At 60.4% G+C, this 19,657-nt stretch carries 18 protein-coding genes and 5 pseudogenes; 18 read left to right on the top strand and 5 right to left on the bottom strand.

The features are described from left to right. Window positions 1-382 precede the first annotated feature (382 nt). From AC1VVG_RS02220 to AC1VVG_RS02230, 3 genes are all read right to left on the bottom strand, one after another. Window positions 383-664, bottom strand: a complete 282-nt coding sequence (locus AC1VVG_RS02220; RefSeq protein ID WP_482835215.1) for a hypothetical protein — start codon at window positions 662-664, stop codon at window positions 383-385. 522 nt (window positions 665-1,186) lie between these two features. After that, complete coding sequence (locus AC1VVG_RS02225; RefSeq protein ID WP_482835216.1) at window positions 1,187-1,921, bottom strand: LytR/AlgR family response regulator transcription factor; 735 nt, start codon at window positions 1,919-1,921, stop codon at window positions 1,187-1,189. A gap of 1 nt (window position 1,922) precedes the next feature. Beyond that, window positions 1,923-3,005 (bottom strand): sensor histidine kinase, encoded by a 1,083-nt coding sequence (locus tag AC1VVG_RS02230; protein WP_482835217.1) that lies wholly within the window; start codon window positions 3,003-3,005, stop codon window positions 1,923-1,925. A 333-nt stretch (window positions 3,006-3,338) separates the two neighbouring features. On the opposite strand from AC1VVG_RS02230, the gene AC1VVG_RS02235 reads away from it, so the two are divergent. Both AC1VVG_RS02235 and AC1VVG_RS02240 read left to right on the top strand, forming a co-directional pair. After that, a complete protein-coding gene (locus AC1VVG_RS02235) occupies window positions 3,339-3,881 on the top strand; it encodes a hypothetical protein (protein WP_482835218.1) in 543 nt (180 codons plus the stop codon). A gap of 317 nt (window positions 3,882-4,198) precedes the next feature. Then, window positions 4,199-4,402 carry a hypothetical protein gene (locus AC1VVG_RS02240; protein ID WP_034189859.1) on the top strand — a complete coding sequence of 68 codons (204 nt, stop codon included), beginning with the start codon at window positions 4,199-4,201 and terminating at the stop codon, window positions 4,400-4,402. Between the two features lie 59 nt (window positions 4,403-4,461). Here the strand turns inward: AC1VVG_RS02240 and AC1VVG_RS02245 are convergent, their stop codons facing one another. Beyond that, a complete protein-coding gene (locus AC1VVG_RS02245; protein WP_482835219.1) occupies window positions 4,462-5,262 on the bottom strand; it encodes a transporter substrate-binding domain-containing protein in 801 nt (266 codons plus the stop codon). Window positions 5,263-5,589: 327 nt separating this feature from the next. Between AC1VVG_RS02245 and AC1VVG_RS02250 the strand changes: the two genes are divergently transcribed. The 10 genes and pseudogenes from AC1VVG_RS02250 (at window position 5,590) to AC1VVG_RS02295 (ending at window position 17,070) form a co-directional block, all read left to right on the top strand. Next, complete coding sequence (locus AC1VVG_RS02250) at window positions 5,590-8,769, top strand: type VI secretion system Vgr family protein (RefSeq protein ID WP_482835220.1); 3,180 nt, start codon at window positions 5,590-5,592, stop codon at window positions 8,767-8,769. A gap of 53 nt (window positions 8,770-8,822) precedes the next feature. Continuing rightward, on the top strand, window positions 8,823-13,415 hold the full coding sequence (locus AC1VVG_RS02255; RefSeq protein WP_482835221.1) for an RHS repeat-associated core domain-containing protein: 4,593 nt from the start codon (window positions 8,823-8,825) through the stop codon (window positions 13,413-13,415). 25 nt (window positions 13,416-13,440) lie between these two features. Beyond that, window positions 13,441-13,794, top strand: a complete 354-nt coding sequence (locus AC1VVG_RS02260) for a hypothetical protein (protein WP_141727475.1) — start codon at window positions 13,441-13,443, stop codon at window positions 13,792-13,794. An 80-nt stretch (window positions 13,795-13,874) separates the two neighbouring features. Beyond that, window positions 13,875-14,231 carry a DNA/RNA non-specific endonuclease gene (locus AC1VVG_RS02265; RefSeq protein WP_083286573.1) on the top strand — a complete coding sequence of 119 codons (357 nt, stop codon included), beginning with the start codon at window positions 13,875-13,877 and terminating at the stop codon, window positions 14,229-14,231. Between the two features lie 11 nt (window positions 14,232-14,242). Beyond that, on the top strand, window positions 14,243-14,671 hold the full coding sequence (locus AC1VVG_RS02270; RefSeq protein WP_176730069.1) for an NTF2 fold immunity protein: 429 nt from the start codon (window positions 14,243-14,245) through the stop codon (window positions 14,669-14,671). A 26-nt stretch (window positions 14,672-14,697) separates the two neighbouring features. After that, window positions 14,698-14,942 (top strand): annotated as a pseudogene (locus tag AC1VVG_RS02275) (RHS repeat-associated core domain-containing protein); the annotation flags it as partial. 165 nt (window positions 14,943-15,107) lie between these two features. Then, window positions 15,108-15,758 (top strand): hypothetical protein, encoded by a 651-nt coding sequence (locus tag AC1VVG_RS02280; protein ID WP_482835222.1) that lies wholly within the window; start codon window positions 15,108-15,110, stop codon window positions 15,756-15,758. 158 nt (window positions 15,759-15,916) lie between these two features. Beyond that, window positions 15,917-16,267: a DUF7716 domain-containing protein gene (locus AC1VVG_RS02285; protein WP_069706031.1), complete on the top strand. Its 351-nt coding sequence runs from the start codon at window positions 15,917-15,919 to the stop codon at window positions 16,265-16,267. 39 nt (window positions 16,268-16,306) lie between these two features. Next, window positions 16,307-16,466: pseudogene (locus tag AC1VVG_RS02290) on the top strand (RHS repeat-associated core domain-containing protein); the annotation flags it as partial. A gap of 328 nt (window positions 16,467-16,794) precedes the next feature. After that, window positions 16,795-17,070: an immunity 53 family protein gene (locus tag AC1VVG_RS02295; RefSeq protein ID WP_482835223.1), complete on the top strand. Its 276-nt coding sequence runs from the start codon at window positions 16,795-16,797 to the stop codon at window positions 17,068-17,070. 58 nt (window positions 17,071-17,128) lie between these two features. Here the strand turns inward: AC1VVG_RS02295 and AC1VVG_RS02300 are convergent. Beyond that, window positions 17,129-17,251: pseudogene (locus AC1VVG_RS02300) on the bottom strand (SymE family type I addiction module toxin); the annotation flags it as partial. A gap of 26 nt (window positions 17,252-17,277) precedes the next feature. On the opposite strand from AC1VVG_RS02300, the pseudogene AC1VVG_RS02305 reads away from it, so the two are divergent. The 6 genes and pseudogenes from AC1VVG_RS02305 to AC1VVG_RS02330 form a co-directional block, all read left to right on the top strand. Beyond that, a pseudogene (locus AC1VVG_RS02305) lies at window positions 17,278-17,434 on the top strand (RHS repeat-associated core domain-containing protein); the annotation flags it as partial. Between the two features lie 206 nt (window positions 17,435-17,640). Beyond that, complete coding sequence (locus tag AC1VVG_RS02310) at window positions 17,641-18,027, top strand: hypothetical protein (RefSeq protein WP_301742732.1); 387 nt, start codon at window positions 17,641-17,643, stop codon at window positions 18,025-18,027. A gap of 550 nt (window positions 18,028-18,577) precedes the next feature. Beyond that, window positions 18,578-18,895, top strand: a complete 318-nt coding sequence (locus AC1VVG_RS02315) for a DUF7716 domain-containing protein (protein WP_034187531.1) — start codon at window positions 18,578-18,580, stop codon at window positions 18,893-18,895. A 29-nt stretch (window positions 18,896-18,924) separates the two neighbouring features. After that, on the top strand, window positions 18,925-19,170 hold the full coding sequence (locus AC1VVG_RS02320; RefSeq protein ID WP_482835908.1) for a hypothetical protein: 246 nt from the start codon (window positions 18,925-18,927) through the stop codon (window positions 19,168-19,170). 1 nt (window position 19,171) lies between these two features. Next, window positions 19,172-19,312 (top strand): Imm1 family immunity protein, encoded by a 141-nt coding sequence (locus AC1VVG_RS02325; RefSeq protein WP_366917819.1) that lies wholly within the window; start codon window positions 19,172-19,174, stop codon window positions 19,310-19,312. A gap of 144 nt (window positions 19,313-19,456) precedes the next feature. Further along, window positions 19,457-19,606: pseudogene (locus tag AC1VVG_RS02330) on the top strand (immunity protein Imm33 domain-containing protein); the annotation flags it as partial. Window positions 19,607-19,657 lie beyond the last annotated feature (51 nt).

Raw genomic sequence — 19,657 nt, forward strand, 5'->3', positions numbered from 1 at the left:
GCGGCGGGCGCCGTTTGCAGATCGGAGATGGCATAGTGCGCCGCTACTATGGTCAGTAGAAGACCGAGTCCAAAGAAGCTGAACTGAGCAACGGCCAGTGCGCGGACATTGCGTTCATTTATTTTCGAATTATCGAACGTAGCGGTTTTGCCGAGATGCCCTGTCAGCGCGAATATGGTGAGTATGCCGGCTACAACCGATAGTAAAAGCGCTACCCACGATAGCTCGCCAATGACGCGAGCTGGTCCGCCGGAGCGTACTAGAAGATCCTTCGCGAACGTTGCCTCCAAGCCGAGGAGCGCAGTTGCCAGCGTAATCAACTGCTTTACGCCATCGGAAGCCGTTGCGAGGGCCGCTTTCGCCTGCTCTTGAGGGTCCAACATCAGCAGAACGGCCAGATCGGACAGAGGCTTTTCAAAGCTCGACGCATGTTACCAATGGTGATTCTGTCGGACGGCCTTGCGTTGCCGTACCCTTGCGCGTCGCGCACGATATTTCGGAGATTTTCCACAGCGCGTTCTGCGCTGCTCAGGCTATGTTCTCTCGCCATCCGATCAACGGCACGTCGAATCAGGCTCTCTAATTCGTCAAGCGCGTCTTCTTCGAACCTTCCTCTTACGATTGCCCATAGACGATCAAAGATGTCGTCAACAGAATTGACCATGGATTCTCCCCGAACTCTTTCGTCATTGCGTCATTTGGGGCGTTATTTTCGCATGGCTAGAATCTTCATGGGAATAAGTCAAGCGTCGGTTTCGAGTGCCGATTGTTGCCGACTTCTGTTGTGGACGCCGGGTAGCTTCGATAGTCGGCTTAGCTTGTGCCGAACGGGCTGTGCGAGTTCGCTCGTCCAATATCGTCCGGGACGCTACAATAGCGTCCAGCAGTCCGATATTGCTGCTGGTTGCATTGGACCGTTGAAGTCGGGCGGGCAACCGAACCAAAGTGTTCCCGAGAATTGGGGCACATTTGGGGGCACGTAGAAATCGGGGACCTGCCGGAAGCATTGTGTGGCGAGGCTGTGCTGGATGAATTCAATTCCTGCAGCCGCACCATATTGAACGAAGGGCCGGGAGATTGATTCTCCCGGCCCTTCGTCTTTTCTGCGGCCGTCTTTCTGGTCGACGAGGTGTCGTGTGCGCGGTGCCGCGACAAGGGGACTGTCCTTTCGACATCAATCTGCCGCTCACATCTGCCTGAACAACCCCGCATACGCACGACTGACGGGCAGCATCTCCCGCTGCCCGTGCACGCGAATCCGCAACCGTCCCAGCAGATCGCGCTCGATACGATCGATCGCCGCGTACGCGACGATCACACCGCGATGCACCTGCGCGAACCGCGCCGGATCGAGCCGCTGCATCAGGTCCTTCAACGGCGTGCGGATCACGAGCCGTTCGCTGGCCGTGACGATTTCCGTGTATTTTTCCGACGCCTGGAAATACAGCACATCGTCGATCGAAACGAGCCGCGTCGCATCCTTCACGCCCACGGTCAGCCAGCGGATCGGCGCGGCATCCCGCGATTGCGCCGCTTGAGCCAACGCTTCGGGATGCCCGACAGCCGGCTCGCCGCGCTGAAGCTTCGCGATACAGCGCAGCAGCCGCTCGTCCGTCACCGGCTTCAGCAAGTAGTCGACCGCTGAGCGATCGAACGCGTCGACTGCATATTCGTCGTAAGCCGTGACAAACACGACATGTATGTCCGGCACCAGCGCAGCCAGCTTCAATCCGTCGATGCCGGGCATCCGGATGTCGAGGAACGCGATGTCCGGGCGCGGCGACGCATTCAGTGCGGCCAGTGTTTCGATACCGTTGCGCGGCATCGCAACGATCTCCAGTTCAGGCCAGAGCTGCCGCAGTCGTTGCGCGAGCGAAGCGGACAGGTTCGGTTCGTCGTCGGCGATGAGGGCGGTCGGCATGTCAGTCGATCGGAGTCAGCAGGGTGGCGGTGACGCCATGTGCGGCACTCGCGTTCGTTTCGACGGTGACGCTGCCGCGCTCGCCATGCAGCGTCCGGATACGTGCAGCGACGTTGGCGAGCCCGACACCGCCGTACAGGCCAGAGCCGCCCTTGCCGAGGCCGACGCCCGTGTCGATCACGTTCAGTTCGAGCTTGTCGCCCCGCGTCCGGCCGCGAACGACAATCCCGCCGCCGTCGATCGACGGCTCGATCCCGTGCAGCAGCGCATTCTCGACGAGCGGTTGCAGCAGCAGCGGCGAGAACGGCAGCGCGTGCAATTCCTCCGGAACTTCGATCGCATATGACAGCCGCTCGCCGAGCCGGATCGAGGCGATCTTCAGCAACGCGTCGACGAGATCGAGTTCGTCGCCGAGCGTCGACGTCGCATCGCGCGTGCGGCGCAGGCTCGCACGCAGGTAGCGGTTCAGGTGGTCCAGCATCGTCGATGCGCGGGACGGGTCGCGTTCGATCAGGCTCTGCACGTTCGCGAGCGTATTGAACAGGAAGTGCGGCTCGATCTGCGCCTGCAGCAGCGCGAGGCGTGCGGCTGTCTCGGCCTGGCGCGCTTCGGCGGCTTCGCGTCGCTCGGTTTCGAGCGTCGCGCGCATGCGAAGCGACTGAAGGAACAGCGACACGCACACGAACAGCACGGCCGACACCAGGAACGACGGCCCGTAGTTGTCCCACGCTCCGATGCGGGCGTGCCCGAATACGTGCGGCACGTTCCCGCGAATGATGGTCGCGGCGATCTCGAACCCGGCGAACACGCTGACCGGTGCGATCACGATGGCCTTCAGCACGAGCCCCGGCTTGCGCGGCAGCAGCCGATTCGCGGCGCGGCTGAGCAACAGCGCGCAGAAACCGATCGTGTTGGCGACGACGAGGTAGGGCAGCAGCGGTTCGCCGACATGGACGACCCAGAACCCCAGGCCGACGACCGAATTGAAGCACGTGAACGCGAGCAGCGCGGCCGGATCGCGCAGCCGCCGCGGTGCGGCGCCGGCAGGCGGCGGTATCGGTGAAGGATCGGACGTGGCTCGCATGGTGTCGGGGGGGAGCGTGGTGCGCGATGCGCGTATGCCGTGACTTTAGCGTCACGCGGGCCGACTGCGTGAATGTTGCGACGAACGGCGCGCGGCTTCGACGACGTGCGTCGGCGGCCGACGGCTGGCCGGCTATCGCCACGAGTGTCGCGGAGCGTCGCCCGGAGGGATAGCGGATGGCGCCGGCTCCGCGCCGAGGGGGCCTCACCGGACGACCATCGCCACGACGCGCAACTCGTCCGCGGATTCCGGCCGCCCGTCGCAAGCCGCGCCGCGCGCAGGGGCTGCGCGGTACGGTGTCGGCGTGTCCATTCCGATCAGGCGACTTCGACCATGTCCGCGCTCCTTCATCTGAAGCCTTACGTGTACGTGATGTTCTGCGTGCTGCTTTACATCGGCATCAAGCGCTGTTTCCCGCGCGAGGTGCCGGCGATGCGACCGCTGATTTCTCCCGTCGTATTCGGGATGCTCGGCATCGTCAGCCTGAACGGTCTGTTTCCGCACGCCGGTGTCGATGCGAACGCGGTTGCGCTGGCGGCCGTGCTGGGCGGCGCGTCGCTGGGCTGGCTGCACGCGAGCCGGTGGCGCCTCGAATACCGCTCGATGCCGTCGGGCCTGCGCGTGCGCCTGCCCGGCGACGCAAGCCTGCTCGTCACGCTGATGGTGACCTTCGTCGCGGAAACCTGCATGCATTATGCAGTGGCCGTGCGGGCGCCATGGGCGGCGACGAGCGGCTTCGAGATGCTGTCGTTCGCCGTCTGGGGCGTGCTCGTCGGAATGACGCTTGGGCGTGCACTGAACGTGGTCGTGCGCTGCATGCGCCATGCGAGCGGATCGGAGCGCGGCGGCTTCCCGTATTCGGTCGATTCGCGATGACGGGCGCGAGCTTGATGCAGTTCGTCGTCAACTGGATCCGCATCGAAACGCCGGCGGCGCGTAATGTGGACTGTTTCGCTCCCGTTTTGCTGTCACGGCCGCGTCACGATACGCCCATAAGGTTGCACGTTTTCATCGCCGCGACCCCGCCCGACGGAGCCGTGCGCAACCCGCCCCGCGGCGACGTGCCCGCCTCGCAGGCCGGGCAACCGGGATCTCGCTCCGGCAGCCTGGCGGTCGCGCATCGCACCCTTCCATTCGCAAACACGATCGACGCCGGTTCGAACCGGATCGCGGCCGGTCAGGAGACAAGCACCATGCTGAGTCCGCACGAATTCTCGATGCTGTTGCGCATTGCGCGTGCGCCGGACAGCGTCGATCAATCGAATCCGGCCTTTGCCGTGCTGGTCGAGAAGCGTCTGGTCGACGATACGCAGGCGCGCATGAGCGCCGTGGCGGCGCGTCCGGCGCTGACGCCGATCGGCCAGATGTTGCTGGCGCGCTTCGACGAAGCGGCTTGAGGGGAGGCGTCACGCGTTCATCGAAATGAACGGCGTGACGCATGGAAATGCCGGGCGGCTTATTGCGCGACCGGCACCGTTACATCGCTGCCGAACCAGTGCATCGAGATCTTCTTCAACGTGCCGTCCCGGTGCAGCGAATCGAGCGCGTCGTTGATCGCCTTCTCGAACTTCGGATTGCCCTTGCGGAACGGGATCGCCATTTCCTGCTTGCCACCGTTCAGCACCGCCCCCGCGCGCAGCGGCAGGTTGGACGTCTTGATCATGTACGGCAGCATCAGCCGATCGTCGAGCGTTGCCTCGATCCGGCCCGCGGCGAGGTCACGCAGTTTCTCCGGCGCGCCCGGATACGTCTGCACCTCGATACCCGGCACGGTGCGCGCCATCTGGTCGTAGTTGGTGCCGAGCGTCACGCCCAGCTTCTTGCCCTTGAAGTCGTCGAGCGACTTGAAGTTGCGCGTGTCGTCCTTGCGCTGGATCAGCTGCGCGGCCGAGTACGTGTACGGCTGGCTGAAGTCGAGCGCTTCCTTGCGTTGCGGCGTGATCGTGACCTGGTTGACGATCACGTCGAACTTGCCGGCCTGCAGGCCGGCGATGATGCCGCTCCATTCGGTCGGGACGAACTGCGTCTTCACGCCGAGCTTGCCGGCGACCGCGTTCGCGACGTCGACGTCGAAACCCTCGAGCTGGCCTGACGTGCCGCGCGAATTGAACGGCGGATACGTGCCTTCGAGGCCGACGCGCAGCACGCCGGCTTTCTTCACGGAATCGAGCAGGTCTTCCGCGTGTGCGGCGACGGCCGTGAAGCCGAGGGCCGACGCGAGCAGCAGGCCCGACAGCAGGAACTTCGAACGTTTCATCGCAGATCTCCAGTGTTCAGTGTCGTGTAGGGAGCGCCGGGTATCGGTTGGACCCGGATGAGGCCGGAATACGGGCACGTAGACACTACTCGCAACCGCGCCGCGCCGGAAGTCGAATTGGCCCTGATTGCAATCGATTTCACCTGGCGGCGAGGGCGGAACGGTTCGGCGGGCGGCAGCGCAGGCGAAGCGCGGACCGATTGGATGCCGTGTCTTCAAATCCGGCCGGTTTACGAAGATGCCAGTAAATTGTCTGTAAAATCGCGCGAGCGAAGTCCAGTGCTCGCGCCATCCGAGGGCGCGTCAAAAGAAGAAAAGGCCGTAGCCATGAACATGCAGAACACGATCGCCGCGTTGCGTGGCGGGTTGCTTCAGCAGGACCGGTTGCTGAAGCTCGATACGCCCTTGGGGGGCAACGTCCTGACCGTGCAGCGGGCAGTCGGCCGCTCGCGCATCGGGCGTGCGTACGAGTTCACGCTCGACGTGCTGTCGACCGATAGCGATCTGGAACTTAAGAAGCTGATCGCGCAGCCCGTCACGCTGTGGATCGAGCAAGGCGACCGCAGCTATCGGCCGATCAACGGATACGTGCATACCGTGCGCCGGCTGGGCGCCGACGGCGGACTCACGACCTATCAGCTCACGTTCGCCGATTTCACCCATTTCCTGAAGTTCCGTCGCGACCAGCGGCTCTGGAACGACACGACCGTCGACCAGATCATCAGCGACGTGCTGAACCAGCATCCGCAGGCCAAGGGCCATTTCCGCTTCGCGCTGTCGAAGCCGCTGCCGAATCGCTCGTACACGCGCCAGCACGACACCGACTGGCATTTCGTGCATCGGCTGATGGAGGACGAGGGGCTCTTCAGCGCATGGCAGCAGGCCGACGACGGCAAGTCGCACATGCTCGTGATCACCGACAACCTGCAGGCGTTTGCGCCGCTGTCACCGGAGACGGTGAGCTTCTATCGCGGCGGTGCGGCAAGCGGGGCCGACGCGTTCACGCAATGGTCGGGCACGCGCACGCTGCAGAGCGTCACGCGGTCGACGCGCACGTTCGACTACAAGAATCCCGCGCAACCGTCGAATCCGAAAGGTACGTCGCTGCCGACGATGGCCGGCCAGGGTGAGCTGCCCGACCAGCTTGAGGTGTACGAGTACACGGGCGCTTACACGTATCTGGACCAGACGCGCGGCGACCATCTGACGAAGGTGCGGATGGAGGAGTGGGAATCGCAGGCGAAGCGCTTCCACGGTGCGGGCGGCGTGCGCGCGATCGACGCCGGCCGGCGCTTCACGCTGGCCGAGCATCCCGAGCACGATCGCGATTCCGCCGATCAGCGCGAATTCGCCACGATCGAGGTCGCGTGGTGGATCGAGAACAACCTGCCCGTTGCGAGCGACAGCGCGGACTTCCCGTACAGCCTGCGCGAGGCATTGATCCAGGCACAGGACGGTTACGGCGCCGATCCTGCGTTGCGTGTCCCGCACCACGACGGATCGACGGGCTTCTATCTCGTCGAGGTCGAGGCGCAGCGCGTGAGCGTGCCGTATCGCAGCCCGTTCGAGCATAAAAAACCGGAGATGCACCTCGAAACGGCAATCGTCGTTGGACCGCAGGGCGAGGAGGTCTATACCGACGAACTGAACCGGATCCGTGTGCAGTTCGTATGGGACCGGTTGAATCCGGCCAACGAGAACGCGTCGTGCTGGGTACGCGTGGTGCAGTCGGATACGGGCGGCGGCTACGGCGGCGTGCACGTGCCGCGCATCGGCGAGGAAGTGCTGATCGATTACGTGGGCGGCGACTGCGACCGGCCGCTGGCCGTCGGGCGCGTGTACAACGGCGCGAACCAGCCGCAGTGGCATAGCGACGGGATCCTCTCCGGCTACCGGTCGAAGGAGTATTCGGGCGGCGGCTACAACCAGCTCGTGATGGACGACGCGACCGGGCAGAACCGCGTGCAGTTGATGAGCAGCAGCGCGAACAGCCTGCTGCACCTCGGTTACCTCATCGACCAGAACGGCAATTCGCGCGGGTCGTATCTCGGCAGCGGGTTCGACTTGCGCTCGGATGCATACGGCGCGGTGCGGGCGAGCCAGGGCCTTTACGTGACGACGCACCCGAAGGCGCCGAACAGCCAGCCGCTCGACGTGAAGGAAGCGCAGCAGCAGCTCGTGACGGGTGAAAGCCTCATCGAAGCGATGTCGGGCGTGAGCGAGCAGCATCAGGCGGAAAGCCTGAAGGACGCGCAGGACACGATGCGCGCGTTCACCGACGCGACGCAGGACAGCAAGTCGGGCAGCGCATCCGGCGGGCGCACGGCAGGCGGCGGCACCGGAAGCGCGAATGCGTTCAAGGAACCGGTGATGCTGTTCGGCAGCCCGTCGGGAATCGGGATGTCGACGCAGCAGTCGGTGCATGTCGTCGCGAACGATCATGTGAACGTGGCGAGCGGGCAGAGCGTGCATGTCGCGGCGGGCAAGTCGCTGATCGGGAGCATCGGGCAGAAGCTGAGCCTGTTCGTGCAGAACGCGGGGATGAAGCTGTTCGCGGGCAAGGGCAAGGTGGAGATCCAGGCGCAGTCGGACAACATCGAGGTGACCGCGCAGAAGGCGGTGAAGGTCGTGTCGGCGACGGATCGCATCGAGATCGCGGCCGATCAGGGGATTCTGCTGACGAGCGGCGGCGGGTATATCCGCATTCAAGGCGGGGACATCGAGATTCATACGCCTGGCGCGGTCGATGTGAAGGGTGCGTCGCATACGTTCGCGGGGCCGGCGAGCATGGGGTATCCGTTGCCGAGTCCACGGCCGGATCAGCCGGGGCAGCTGGAGCTGTTTCACAAGTACGTGAACGGCGAGGCGGTGAAGGGCGGGCTGTTCACGGTGAAAGACGTGAACGGTGCGGTGCTGAAGAAGGGGGCGCTCGACAACAGCGGCTACACGGTCGTGAGCGGGCTGCCGCCGGGTGCGGTACGTGTCGAGTTCGGGAAGGATCCGCGCGAGTCGGATCAGCCGGCGAACTATTTCAAACAGGCGAAATGGCCGGCGGAGCCGGTCGAGCCGTCGCCGGAGGCGGCCCAGTCAGCGGCAACGGGACAGCTTGCCAGCCAGTTGCAAGGGATGGCCCCTGCTGCTGCGACGGCAGCCATGGGGCTCGTGAGCGGTGGCGGTGCAGGTGCAGCGCTGGGCGGACTGGCGAGTTCCGCGTTGCCGGCTGCGGCGGGCGCGCTGGGTGGGGCAGGTGCCGTCTCCGCGCTGCAGACGGCGTCGAGCCTGGGCAGCGCCGCTAAGCAGGTGGCCGGGATGGTGCAGGCGGCACGGCAAGGCGGACTCGCGGCGCTGGCCGCGCCGGCGGCGAATGCGGCGTCCGGGGCGTTGCAAGGCGCATTGCCGGGCGTCGCCGGTATCGCGGGCAAGGGCGCCACGACCGTCGCCTCGGCCGCGGGCGCGACGGGCATGAAGCTGCCGACGAGCGGGTTTGGCGGACCGCTGAAATCCTGAGAGAGCGGCGGCTCGTCAGCCGCCCGAATATAACGAACTGAACGAAGAACGACATGGCACAACAACTTCCGCCGGGCGCAGAGAAGGAACAGGCCGTTACCTGGCTCAGCGATGTTTCTCCGAAGGATGTCGCCGCGGTCGGCAACCGCTTCGATGCGTGGTTGCGCAAGATCAGCGGCAACCACATCACGTTCGAGGACGTGAAGACGTTTGCCGGTGCGGTACCGATCATCGGCAACATCATGGCAATGGTCGACGCGCTGGGCGATATTGCCGAGATCATCGAGAAGCGCGGCGGCCAGGTGCTCGACTACATGAGCCTTGCGATCAACCTGCTTGGCATCATCCCGGTTCCGCCGACGCTTGCGCCTTTCCGGATGTCGGCGCGCCCGCTGCTTGCGCTCGTTCGCCACGAATTGCTGATGACGCGCAACAACCTCGGCGCGGCGATCATCTCCGTGCTGGTCACGCATATCAACGCGACCTGCGCGACCGAGATCGAGGATTTTCTCAACAAGCTGAAGTCCGGCCTCGTCGAACTGCTCAACGGATGCGCATCGACGTGCCAGGAGCTCATGCTCGCGCTGGCGACCGGCATGGACAAGGCGCTGCACGGGCAACTCTTCGACGCCAACGCGAATCTGAAGCGACAGCAGGAGATCGCAAAGAAGATGGCGGACGATCGGCCGTGGTACAGCCCGAGCCGTGTCGGCGACGGCATCCAGTTTGCGTACGAGGGGACCAAGGCGCTGGGAAAGAAGGTTGTCAACAAGACGGCGGGCACGGTGGCGAAGCTCGCGCCGGATGCGTGGCTCGAGCCGTTTCGCGGCACGGTGACATTCCTTCGGACCGAAGCGCCGAAGATCGCGGCGTCGATTCGTTCGCTTGCCGGCAGTGAAGAAGGCAAGATGATGTGGCTGGTCTTGCAGCTGATCGAGGCCGTTGGCCGCGTCAAGGCACGCGCGAAGCTTCATGAGCAGAGTACGGACGTCAAGGCGAACGGGAAGAGCCAGGCGAAGAAGACGCGGGAGCAGGAAGGGCTGGAGAAAATCGACGGACAAGCGCCGGTCGAAGGGGCGGGGAGGGGCACGTGCAAGGCGTGCGGGCTCGGGGCATCGGAGGCATCAATCGATTTCGCGTTCGGCGACGAAACGTTCTCCCACGTGGATTTCGACCTGCCGGGCGCCATGCCGCTCGTTTGGGAGCGTACTTATCGTTCTCGTCTGTCGGCATATGACAATGGCGAGCTAGGTGCGCGATGGATCACGCCCTATACGACGCGCATCGACACCAAGAACGGTCAGTGGATCTATCGCGATGCGGAAGGGCGCAGCATCGAGTATCCGGCACTCGCGGCCGGCGCGGTGCACGATGATCTGTCGGAGAATCTGACGCTGTCGCGGCTCGACGATACATGGGTGACGATTGCGTACGGCCATGCCGTGCTGCATGTGTACGAGCGCCGCGGCGAGGCGTTCCGGCTCGCGATGCAGAAGGACCGTGCCGGCAACACGATCACGCTCGACTACGATGCGCTCGATCGCCTGGCGCGTCTGATCGATTCGAGCGGCAATGTGCTCGCGTTCGAGCACGATCGGCATGGCCGGATCGTGCAGATCGAACACGTGCTCAAGGATGGTGTTCGTCACACGCTGGCGAGCTACGAATACGATGCCGACGGCGATCTCGTGCGCGCGGTCGATCGTCACGGCAATGCGCGGACGTATCAGTATCGCCGTCACCTTGTGACGCGCTATACCGATCGCACGGGCCGCGGGATGACGCTCGAATGGGATGGCGCGGATGCCGAGGACAACGCAAACGCGAAGTGCATTCGTGAATATGCCGACGACGGCAGTCTCGATCTCCGGCTCGCGTGGAATCCGAACATCCGTCTGACCTACGTGACCGATGCGCTCGGACAGATGACGCGGTACTACTTCAACATCCACGGTTATGTGTATCGGATCGTGTATCCGGACGGTAACCAGGAGTGGTTCCGGCGCGATGCTCATCACAATCTGGTATTGCACATCCGGCAGGATGGCAGCATCGAACGGCGCGAATACGACGCGCGCGGCAATCTGGTTCAGCACGAACGTGCGGACGGCAGCGTCGTCGAGATGGCGTACGACGACAAGGATCAGATGATCCGGCTCGTCGACCCGAACGGGCACGTGTGGCAACGCAAGTACGACGATGCGGGCAACCTCGTCGAGGAAATCGATCCGCTCGAACACTCGACGAAGTACGAATACAACGACAAGGGCTTGCCGACGCAAATCATCGATGCGAAGGGCGGTTCGAAGACGCTCGAGTACAACGACGCGGGGCAGGTCACAAGCTATACGGACTGCTCCGGAAAGAAGACGGAGTGGCGCTATGACGATATCGGGCGCGTGATCGAGACAAAGGACGCGGCCGGTGGCGTGGTGGCCTATCGGTACGGCCCGAACGGGCAACCGACCGAAGTTCGCTCGCCTGCTGGCGTCGAACAGATCCAATACGATGCTGAAGGCCGCTTGCTCCGTCACACGGATCAGCTCAATCGTTCGACGCGATATGGCTACGACGCGGTCGGCCGCATTGCCAGCCGCGCCGATGCGCTCGGGCAGACGGTTGCGTATCGCTATGACCGCCTCGGGCGCCTGACCGCGTTGACCGATGCGAACTTTGCGACGTATCAGTTCCACTACGATCCGGCAGGGCGGCTGATCGAGGAAATCGGCTTCGACGGCAAGTCGACGCGTTATCAGTACGACAGCGAGAGCGGCAGTCTCGTTTCGATCGACGAAGCGGGTTGCGTGACATCGATCGACGTCGATGTGAACGGTCGGCTGCTGAAGCGCGTCGCGGGGGAAAGCGAAGAGCGGTTTGCCTACGATCGGAGCGGCAAGTTGATCGATGCGGTGAATCGATACGGCCGCGTGCAGTTCTTCTTCGATCCGGTCGGCAATCTCGTGCGCGAACATCATGCGTACGACCTGTTCGGCGAACGACGCAGTTACGTATGGCATCACGAGTACGACGAACTCGGCAATCGGCGGCGTACCGTTCGGCCGGACGGCCATGCGGTCGACTGGCTGATGTATGGGTCCGGGCATGTGCACGGGATGCTGCTCGATGGCGAGGAGCGTGTGCAGTTCGAGCGCGATGACTTGCATCGCGAGACGGTGCGTGTGCTGTCGAGCAAGGTCGGCCAGCGCACGCACTACGATCCGGCTGGACGCGTGTTGCAGCAGACGATTCAGCGATCGACATCGCCCGCGCCGCTTGCCGAGCGGCGGTATCGCTATGACGTGGTGGGGCAGTTGTCGCGAATCGAGGACAGCCGCAAGGGCGGGACCGACTATCGATACGATCCGGTCGGACGGTTGATCGAGGCGATCAGTCCCATCGCGAAGGAACGGTTTGCGTTTGATCCCGCGAGCAACATCATCGATCCGGTGCGGACTGCGGACATGTCTGCGTCGCGTCCGAGTCAGGTGCGGCCGGAAAGCACGTTGCCGGTTGAGGTGCCGAAGGTGCTCGGTAACCTGCTGAAGGCGTATGCAGGCATGCACTTCGAGTACGACGCGCGCGGGAATCTGGTGCGCAAGCGCACGCCGGCGGGTGAGCAGGAGTACGAGTGGGATGAATTCAATCGCTTGCTGTCCGCACGGGTTGCCGAGACGTCGCGGCAGAGTCAGGCGCGGTATTTCTATGACCCGTTCGGTCGGCGTATTGCGAAGGAGGTGAACGGCGAGCGGACGGTGTTCGGGTGGGATGGTGACACGCTGGCGTATGAGAGTGACGGCGAGCGCGGCACGCACTATCTGTACGAGCCGGGAACTTTCGTGCCGCTGGCGCAGTATGTTGCGGGGCCGGTTGAGGGGGTCGTGACACCGGAGTGGAAGAGTATCGACCGCTATGTGCCAGAGGAAGATCCGCTGCAGAAGGTGCCGGAGCGTCGAGGCGATGCGGCGGTGTTCTATTACCACTGTGATCAGATTGGTACGCCGCAGTTGTTGACGGATGCCGATGGAGACGTCGTGTGGGAGGCGTCGTATAAGGCGTGGGGGGAAGCGCGGGAAGTGATCGCGCGGGTGTCGAAGGCGGCGGGGATCGTGGCGAGGAATCCGCTGCGGTTTCAGGGGCAGCAGGACGATGAAGAGACGGGGCTCGCCTATAACCGGCACCGGTACTATGATCCGAGTTCGGGGCGCTTCGTGTCCAAGGACCCGATCGGTCTCGCTGGCGGCAACAACCTCTATCAATACGCGCCCAGTCCGACTGGCTGGATCGACCCGCTGGGGCTGGCTCGATGCCCTTGCGATCCGTGCTCGAAGTATGATGTTGGTACGTACGACGATCTCAAGAAGCGTTCAGCTTCTGGCGACGGCCTCGATATTCACCACGCGATGCAAAAACACCCAGCCGCCCAGGTTGTTGCTGGCTACGATCCAAAGACTGGCCCGGCCATAGCTGTTCCTGCTGGTGAACATGAACAAATTCCGACACGTAAGGGCGCGTATACGGGAACGGCGAGAGATTTGCTAGCTAGCGACATCAGAGACCTGAGACAACACACTGGCGCTTCTAACAAGTGCTTGCAACGGCTCATTGCGCTCAACAAGGAAATGTACCCAAAGGCTTTTAAGAAATAGTATTCACGTAAAAAGGACTTCAGTCATGAATACAGAGGAATTCGTTGCTGCGATCCGGACGCATGTACAGGAGCAGGCGGCAAGTGATCTTGTGAGAACTTTTACTGCCCCTCCGGGGCGGCGGCCTCGTGATCTGCTGATCAAGGTTTCGGAGTGGCGGGCTCGTTTACCGAGCGATGAACAACGGCTACTCGACGAAGCGATAGCAGAATCGGTTCGCGTTGCATTATTTGGTCTCTTTGCTGTAATCGACGGGTCAAGGGTCGTTGACGAAAATGTGGATCGGTTCATTATTACTGCTGTAGGCTACGACGGAGCTCGAACAGAGCTTAATGAAGATACCGCAGTCGACCTTCACAGTGAGTTTGCGCCTGATTGACGAGAGCCTTCGAAGGGAGCAGTAAAAGAACAGGGGCCGCGTAAGCGGCCCTTGTTGTTTCTGGTCGCTGATGTCCGGAAATAGACCAACGCGCGGTTACTCGTTTCTCCCCTGATAATGCGAGTTCACGCGCTGCGGCTCGAGCCTTTGGATGTGCTAGCGATGACGCAGGGCACCCGATTGCGCGCAACCTTGGCGGTCTTGGTGGCGTTAAGGAAGTCTTTCCTCAGGATCCTAGTACGAATCGAGGGGCGTTCAACCGCTTTGAAAGCCAGATTGCGGACCACGTGGCTAGTGGCGACAATGTAATCGTTCGAGTTGTACCACAGTATGGATCTGGCTCAACCAGACCTGATTCAATTCTCTATCAAGCTAGGATAAATGGTGTTACGCACTCGCGGACGTTTGCGAATCCTTGTCCATGCAAATGCCCATGACTGGAGATGAAATGACGCCCACTGAACGATTGACGACCTTTATAGCGGATATGCTGCGTTGGGAGATAGCGCTTGAGGCGAAGCGACGAGCCCTGAGAGGCAACCAGGACTCATCGGTGCGTGAGCAAATGTTGACCGATGCTAGAGAAGCGCTAAACCAGATTTTTATGGAGCATCTCAGTGCCGAGGCGCTTGCTACGAAGGCGCAAAGTCGCCTCGACTTGTTGCCTTCTGGTCGTCCGCCAGAGTTTGAGCAGCAAGTGCTGGATGATACAGAGAGCAAAGTCGGTAAGACGATCTACATCGAGACGTTCAATGAAAGAGGACTCGCTCAGCGTCTCCGTTACGCGCTCGTAATGGAGCACGATGAGCCGAAAATTGACGCCGTCTACGATTGGCGTCGGAGTACGGGTAAATGGGACAAGCAGGATTCCATCTAGAGTGAGTCACCGCGCCACATGGCGCGGGTGAAGCAAGGGCGGTTATCAGCAAAGCGGCTCGCAATGTAGGAATCAGGAATCCACTGCGCTTCGCGGACCAATTAAGATGCTGAAACGGGGTCGCTCCAGCTGCACTATAACCGGCATCGGTACTACGACCCGAGCAGCGGTCGGTTCGTTAGCAAGGGCCCGATCGGGCTCGCGGGCGGGATCAACGTCTATCAATACGCCCCCAACCCGATCTTGTGGACAGATGCACTTGGTCTGGCGCGTGAGCTGTCTGGATGCGATAGTTCAAACCGCCCTTTAAGCAGTAGCCAATATTCAGTGCTTCATGAGGTTCAGCTTGCTCCTGGTCAGGAGGTGGGTAGCGATCCATCGCATTTCAGGGAAGCGAGGGGACGTTCAATTGCTGTTGTGACTAGGGGGCGGCGAAATGTTATTGGAAGAGCCAGTGGTCGAGAATATGTTGGCCATGCTTCGGGAGAAATTTGAGTCGTATGACGCGACGAATCTCTACCCTCAATATCTTGAGCTCAGGAATTCGATAGACGAGTGGAAGTTTTCGTCGGGTGACTATTTTTCATGTCTTACATATGAAGAGCAACGACAGGGCTTCTCCGCGCCAAAGTTACTCAAGAAAAGCTATGAGAACGTCGACGAAGCACGTTGGCTAGGAAAATACAGCGCAGGCTTCCTAAATGGACGGCATGTCGTGACAGTCATGCCAGGTCAAAAGACCGTTCGAGCGCTCAGTGCAGATTTGTACAGCGAAGACGATGGTGTAATCGATGTGTGTAGTATCACTCATAAGGGGATTGATAATCCGGAGAAGGTCGCGTCTCGTGTGACGGGTATTGCTCGAATGAAACCGCTCGATGAATCTCGCAAGGTTTACGTCGCTGTGAGTGAGGGTGGGGCATTTTCGATTTATCTTTTTGAGTACTCGATGGATGAAAAGCCGAAAACTGCGCTAGCGTTCTCGAAAGGATGGACGGGCGAGTCTCGGTGGGACTTCCATTATGGGCCGTCCGGCGAGTTAGATCGAATCACAGCAGGCCCAGCGACACTTTGGGCACGAGCGTAGTTGACTTTTTGCTGATGGCGCTCTGCGGCAATCTGGTGCGAGAACACCACGTCAAGATTTGTTCGACGATCGACATTGCCCGCGCCGCTCGCCGAGGAGCGATATCGCTATGACGCGGCCGGGAAATTGTCGTGGATCGAGGATACAGGATGCCCATTATGAATAGCTTCGTTATAAATACGTTTTACAAGATTGACGATTTGATCAGCCTCGTCAGGGAAAAGAAGGACCGGGACGCTGTTTACATGGTCTATGTACAGAAGGATACTGACGATTTGCGAATCGGCACGGACGTCTATGTAGGTGACGTACCGGACTTCGATGATGACGACAACGAGGTATTTCCTGAGTCTGTAATTGCGTTGGGACTTGAGCAAGGCTATATGCGAGAGCACTTGCAAGATGTTATCGATTTGGCATACAAGCAGAAGCCAACGGCTTCAACTGAAGAGGTTGTTCGATGCTTGAACCACTACTCCAAGTACGATGATTTCCTGGACTTGTGCTGATTGATTGTTTGCGGGGCCGTGCGAGCGGCCCCTATCTTCGAGACGGGCTTACACTATAACCGGCATTGATACTATGATCCGAACTCGGGACGGTTCATCAGCAAGGACCCGATCGGCCTCGCGGGTCGGATCAACGTCTACCAGTACGCGCCGAATCCGGTAGGCTGGATCGATCCGTTAGGGCTTTCGAAGCAATGTCCTAAATGCTTGCCTAGCTGCAACGATTACGCGTCTCAGGGGCCGAAAGATTCAACTGAGATGGCCCAAGAACTTTCAAAGCAGATCAACCAAAATTCGGTAACGTTCTCTGCGCCCACAACACAAGACCACGTTGATCTGCTAGGGGCATCGCATTTCGATAAGGCCACGGGAACAGATATTCCGACACCTCATGTTCAGACTCGTACAATTAACGTTGGGCCAACCGGCCAAGTGACGACGTCGAAAAAGACAGAGGTTACAAGGGCTGCGACTAAACAAGACGTTCGTGTTGCAAGGGAACTGGCGAGACGAAAGGGGCTGTGCAAATGAGTGATCTGATTGATTCTTTGCAAAACTGGTATACCTCCCAATGCGACGATGTTTGGGAGCACTCTTATGGCGTCGAGATTACCAATATTGACAACCCGGGCTGGAGGGTCAAGGTAAGCGGTGCGTCAGGGAGGAAGCCTGTCGATATGAATGTAGAGCGCGATGAAGAAAATTGGATCACGGTGAAGACAACCGAAACGGAATTCGTCGGGTACGGTGGTCCTGGTAATCTGAATGAACTACTGGCGCTCGTTGTCGATTGGTTGCGATAAGTACGAAGGGCCGCGAGAGCGGCCCTTGTTGTTGGTGCAATGAGTTGAAGCTCGTCGTTCAGGTGGCGGTAATGGTGAGCTTGCCGTGTTGGACGTGAACGCGGAGTTTCTGTCCGGCGTGGAAACCTACGTCGTGTGTCAGCCAGCGGCCTGAGATCTTGATAAGGGATTGCGGCCGATGTGCGGGGCTTCGCGTCCAAGGAGCGTGAGACGGGGCTTTATTACAACCGGTATCGGTACTGCGATCCGAGTGGTGGGCGCTTCGTGTCGAAAGATCCGATTGGGTTGGCTGGCGGGGTCAACGTCTATCAATATGCGCCGAACCCGGTACAGTGGATTGACCCGCTAGGGCTCACGAAATGCCCTTGTGCCGACGACTTCGAGAAGATTCTCGCCGACGAAGGTGTCGTGACCGGAAGGCACGGTGACCTGAGAAGGATTGGCGGGCAACAAGACTCACATCACATTTACCAAGATGCCGCCGTGAATGGTCTGCCAAACTGGGCATTACGGCTGATACGCTGACTCGTGTGCCAAGGAATGGAAATGGTTCAACCAGGAGATGTTAGTGTGAGCAAATGGATTACAGATGATATGATTTTGGAGATATCCAAGATATGCGAATGTTTTTCAAAAAATATTTTCGAAAAATTGGTTTCGAATGGAAACTTTGACGCCAAAGAGTCGGAGGGGATTAAGAGGAATATTTTGGAATATCTGTGCGGGGATGTTCTGGATGAGAATGCGCTAAAAAGGATTGGAGTCCCTGATAGAGGCTACATCGTTAGTCACGTGAAGTTGTATGAAATTGATCCGGGGGCGCCATCGGGGTCCAGTAAGAGGATGCAACTCGATCTAATAATAGATGGCGTTGAAAGTGACCTTGCTCTTGTTGCGCATGCATATAAAATGGCTGAAGGGGACAGGATTTTGATTTACGATGCTCTGACTTTGTAGGGTTGGTTTGCTGCTGAATGAGAGTGGAGGTTTTGCGTTTCCGGGTTATTCTTTTTCGATGGGGCGTGCAGTCGCTCAGTTGAGGTGAGGTGATGTTGATACGTATCGATTGGCGTGAATTGTATGTTGATGAGTAAAAATTTTCGATATTGATGCAAGGTGGGTCACCTTCGCTTCTTTTTTTGGATTGGTTCGGGAAGGGGGCAGATGATTGCGTACGATTTTGATTCGGACCTGACCGCCATATTATGTCTATTTGGCTAGGGAGTCTGATGAAGAAGATGGTGACTTCGTAGGTGTGGCGATCACGGAAGTCGTAGTATCTTGCCCAAAGTTCAATCGGCAAAAAGTATAGATGCGGGATGCAGGTTTCAAGTGGTGTTTAGGAGGAACGCGCGGACCGACAGCAACCACCGAGTCCACTGCGCGCATACGGAATTGGCATAATCACGGCTCGCTGATACGAGCGCCGTGACGCAGGCACTTTCGTGCACCTGCCACATCGCTGCTCCTGCGCATTGACTCCAGTCCCGTTACCACTGCAATACCCATGTCGACCACCACCACGACCGAAGTGTCGTTGCAACACATTCTCGAACATCCCGGCGACTTCTCCGGCTGGCTCTGCCTGCCGCCGACGCCGTGGACGCTCGATACAGAGGGCGCATTCACCGAAGACGCCGACGACCCCGAGACCAATACGCCACCGGCCATCGCACAGCAGCCCGGCTGGCGCGTCACGCTGAACAGCGCGACGATCGAAGACATCGTGATCAACGCGCACGATCAGGTCGACGAACCGAGCGTCGCCCAATTGCTCGACGCGTTCCTTTTCTACGTCGAGAACGACGCATTTATCCTGTTCTGATGACACGCCGGCGAATGCGAACGACGACAGTGATCGAGCAAACAACCGTCGGTAACCGTTCGCACGTGACGGAAGTGACGCGCGACGACCCCGCGCAAGCGATCGCGGCCGTCGAACGACTGAACGGTCGCGATCGCTCGACCATCGCCTTCGACGCGAGCGATGCGACGGTGATGACGATCGGCGGTGGCCATGACGGCAGATATGTCGTCTTCATCGCATCGGATCGACGCCGCATTGCTGAACCTGACGGCACCCGAAGCACCTGCAGATGAAATGATCGAACTCGTGGCGGGCGGCCAGCGAGGTAGCTATTCGGCGCGACAGTGCGTCGATCGTGCAACGGCGACGCAGGCGGCAGCCTATTTCGTATCGACCGGCGGCGCCGATCCGCGGTTATGCTGGCAACCCGGCTGATTCGCCGCGGGACAGGAAGGAAATGAATATTGCACACGATCCGGCAGCATTGCGCGCGCAACAGGAAGCGGATTTGCGCACGCTACGGTCTGCACGCCGCCGAGCCCGAAGAGGGGTACCGTCGCGATGTCGACGCTCGGGCGTATGCCTGTCTATGGCACGCGCATCGCGCTGTCCGAAGGCGACGACGTCGGCTGGTTTTTCCATTGCGGCGAATACTCGGACGCCGCCGATTTCTATCGGCCGTTGCGCGCCGCGTACCTGTCGACCTACTTGCCTTCGGTCCTGCCCTATCTGCGGCTGCCAGCCGGCGCGCGTTTCATCATCGACGATGCAGGCTATGAA

This window comes from Burkholderia sp. L-4 (assembly GCF_056856535.1).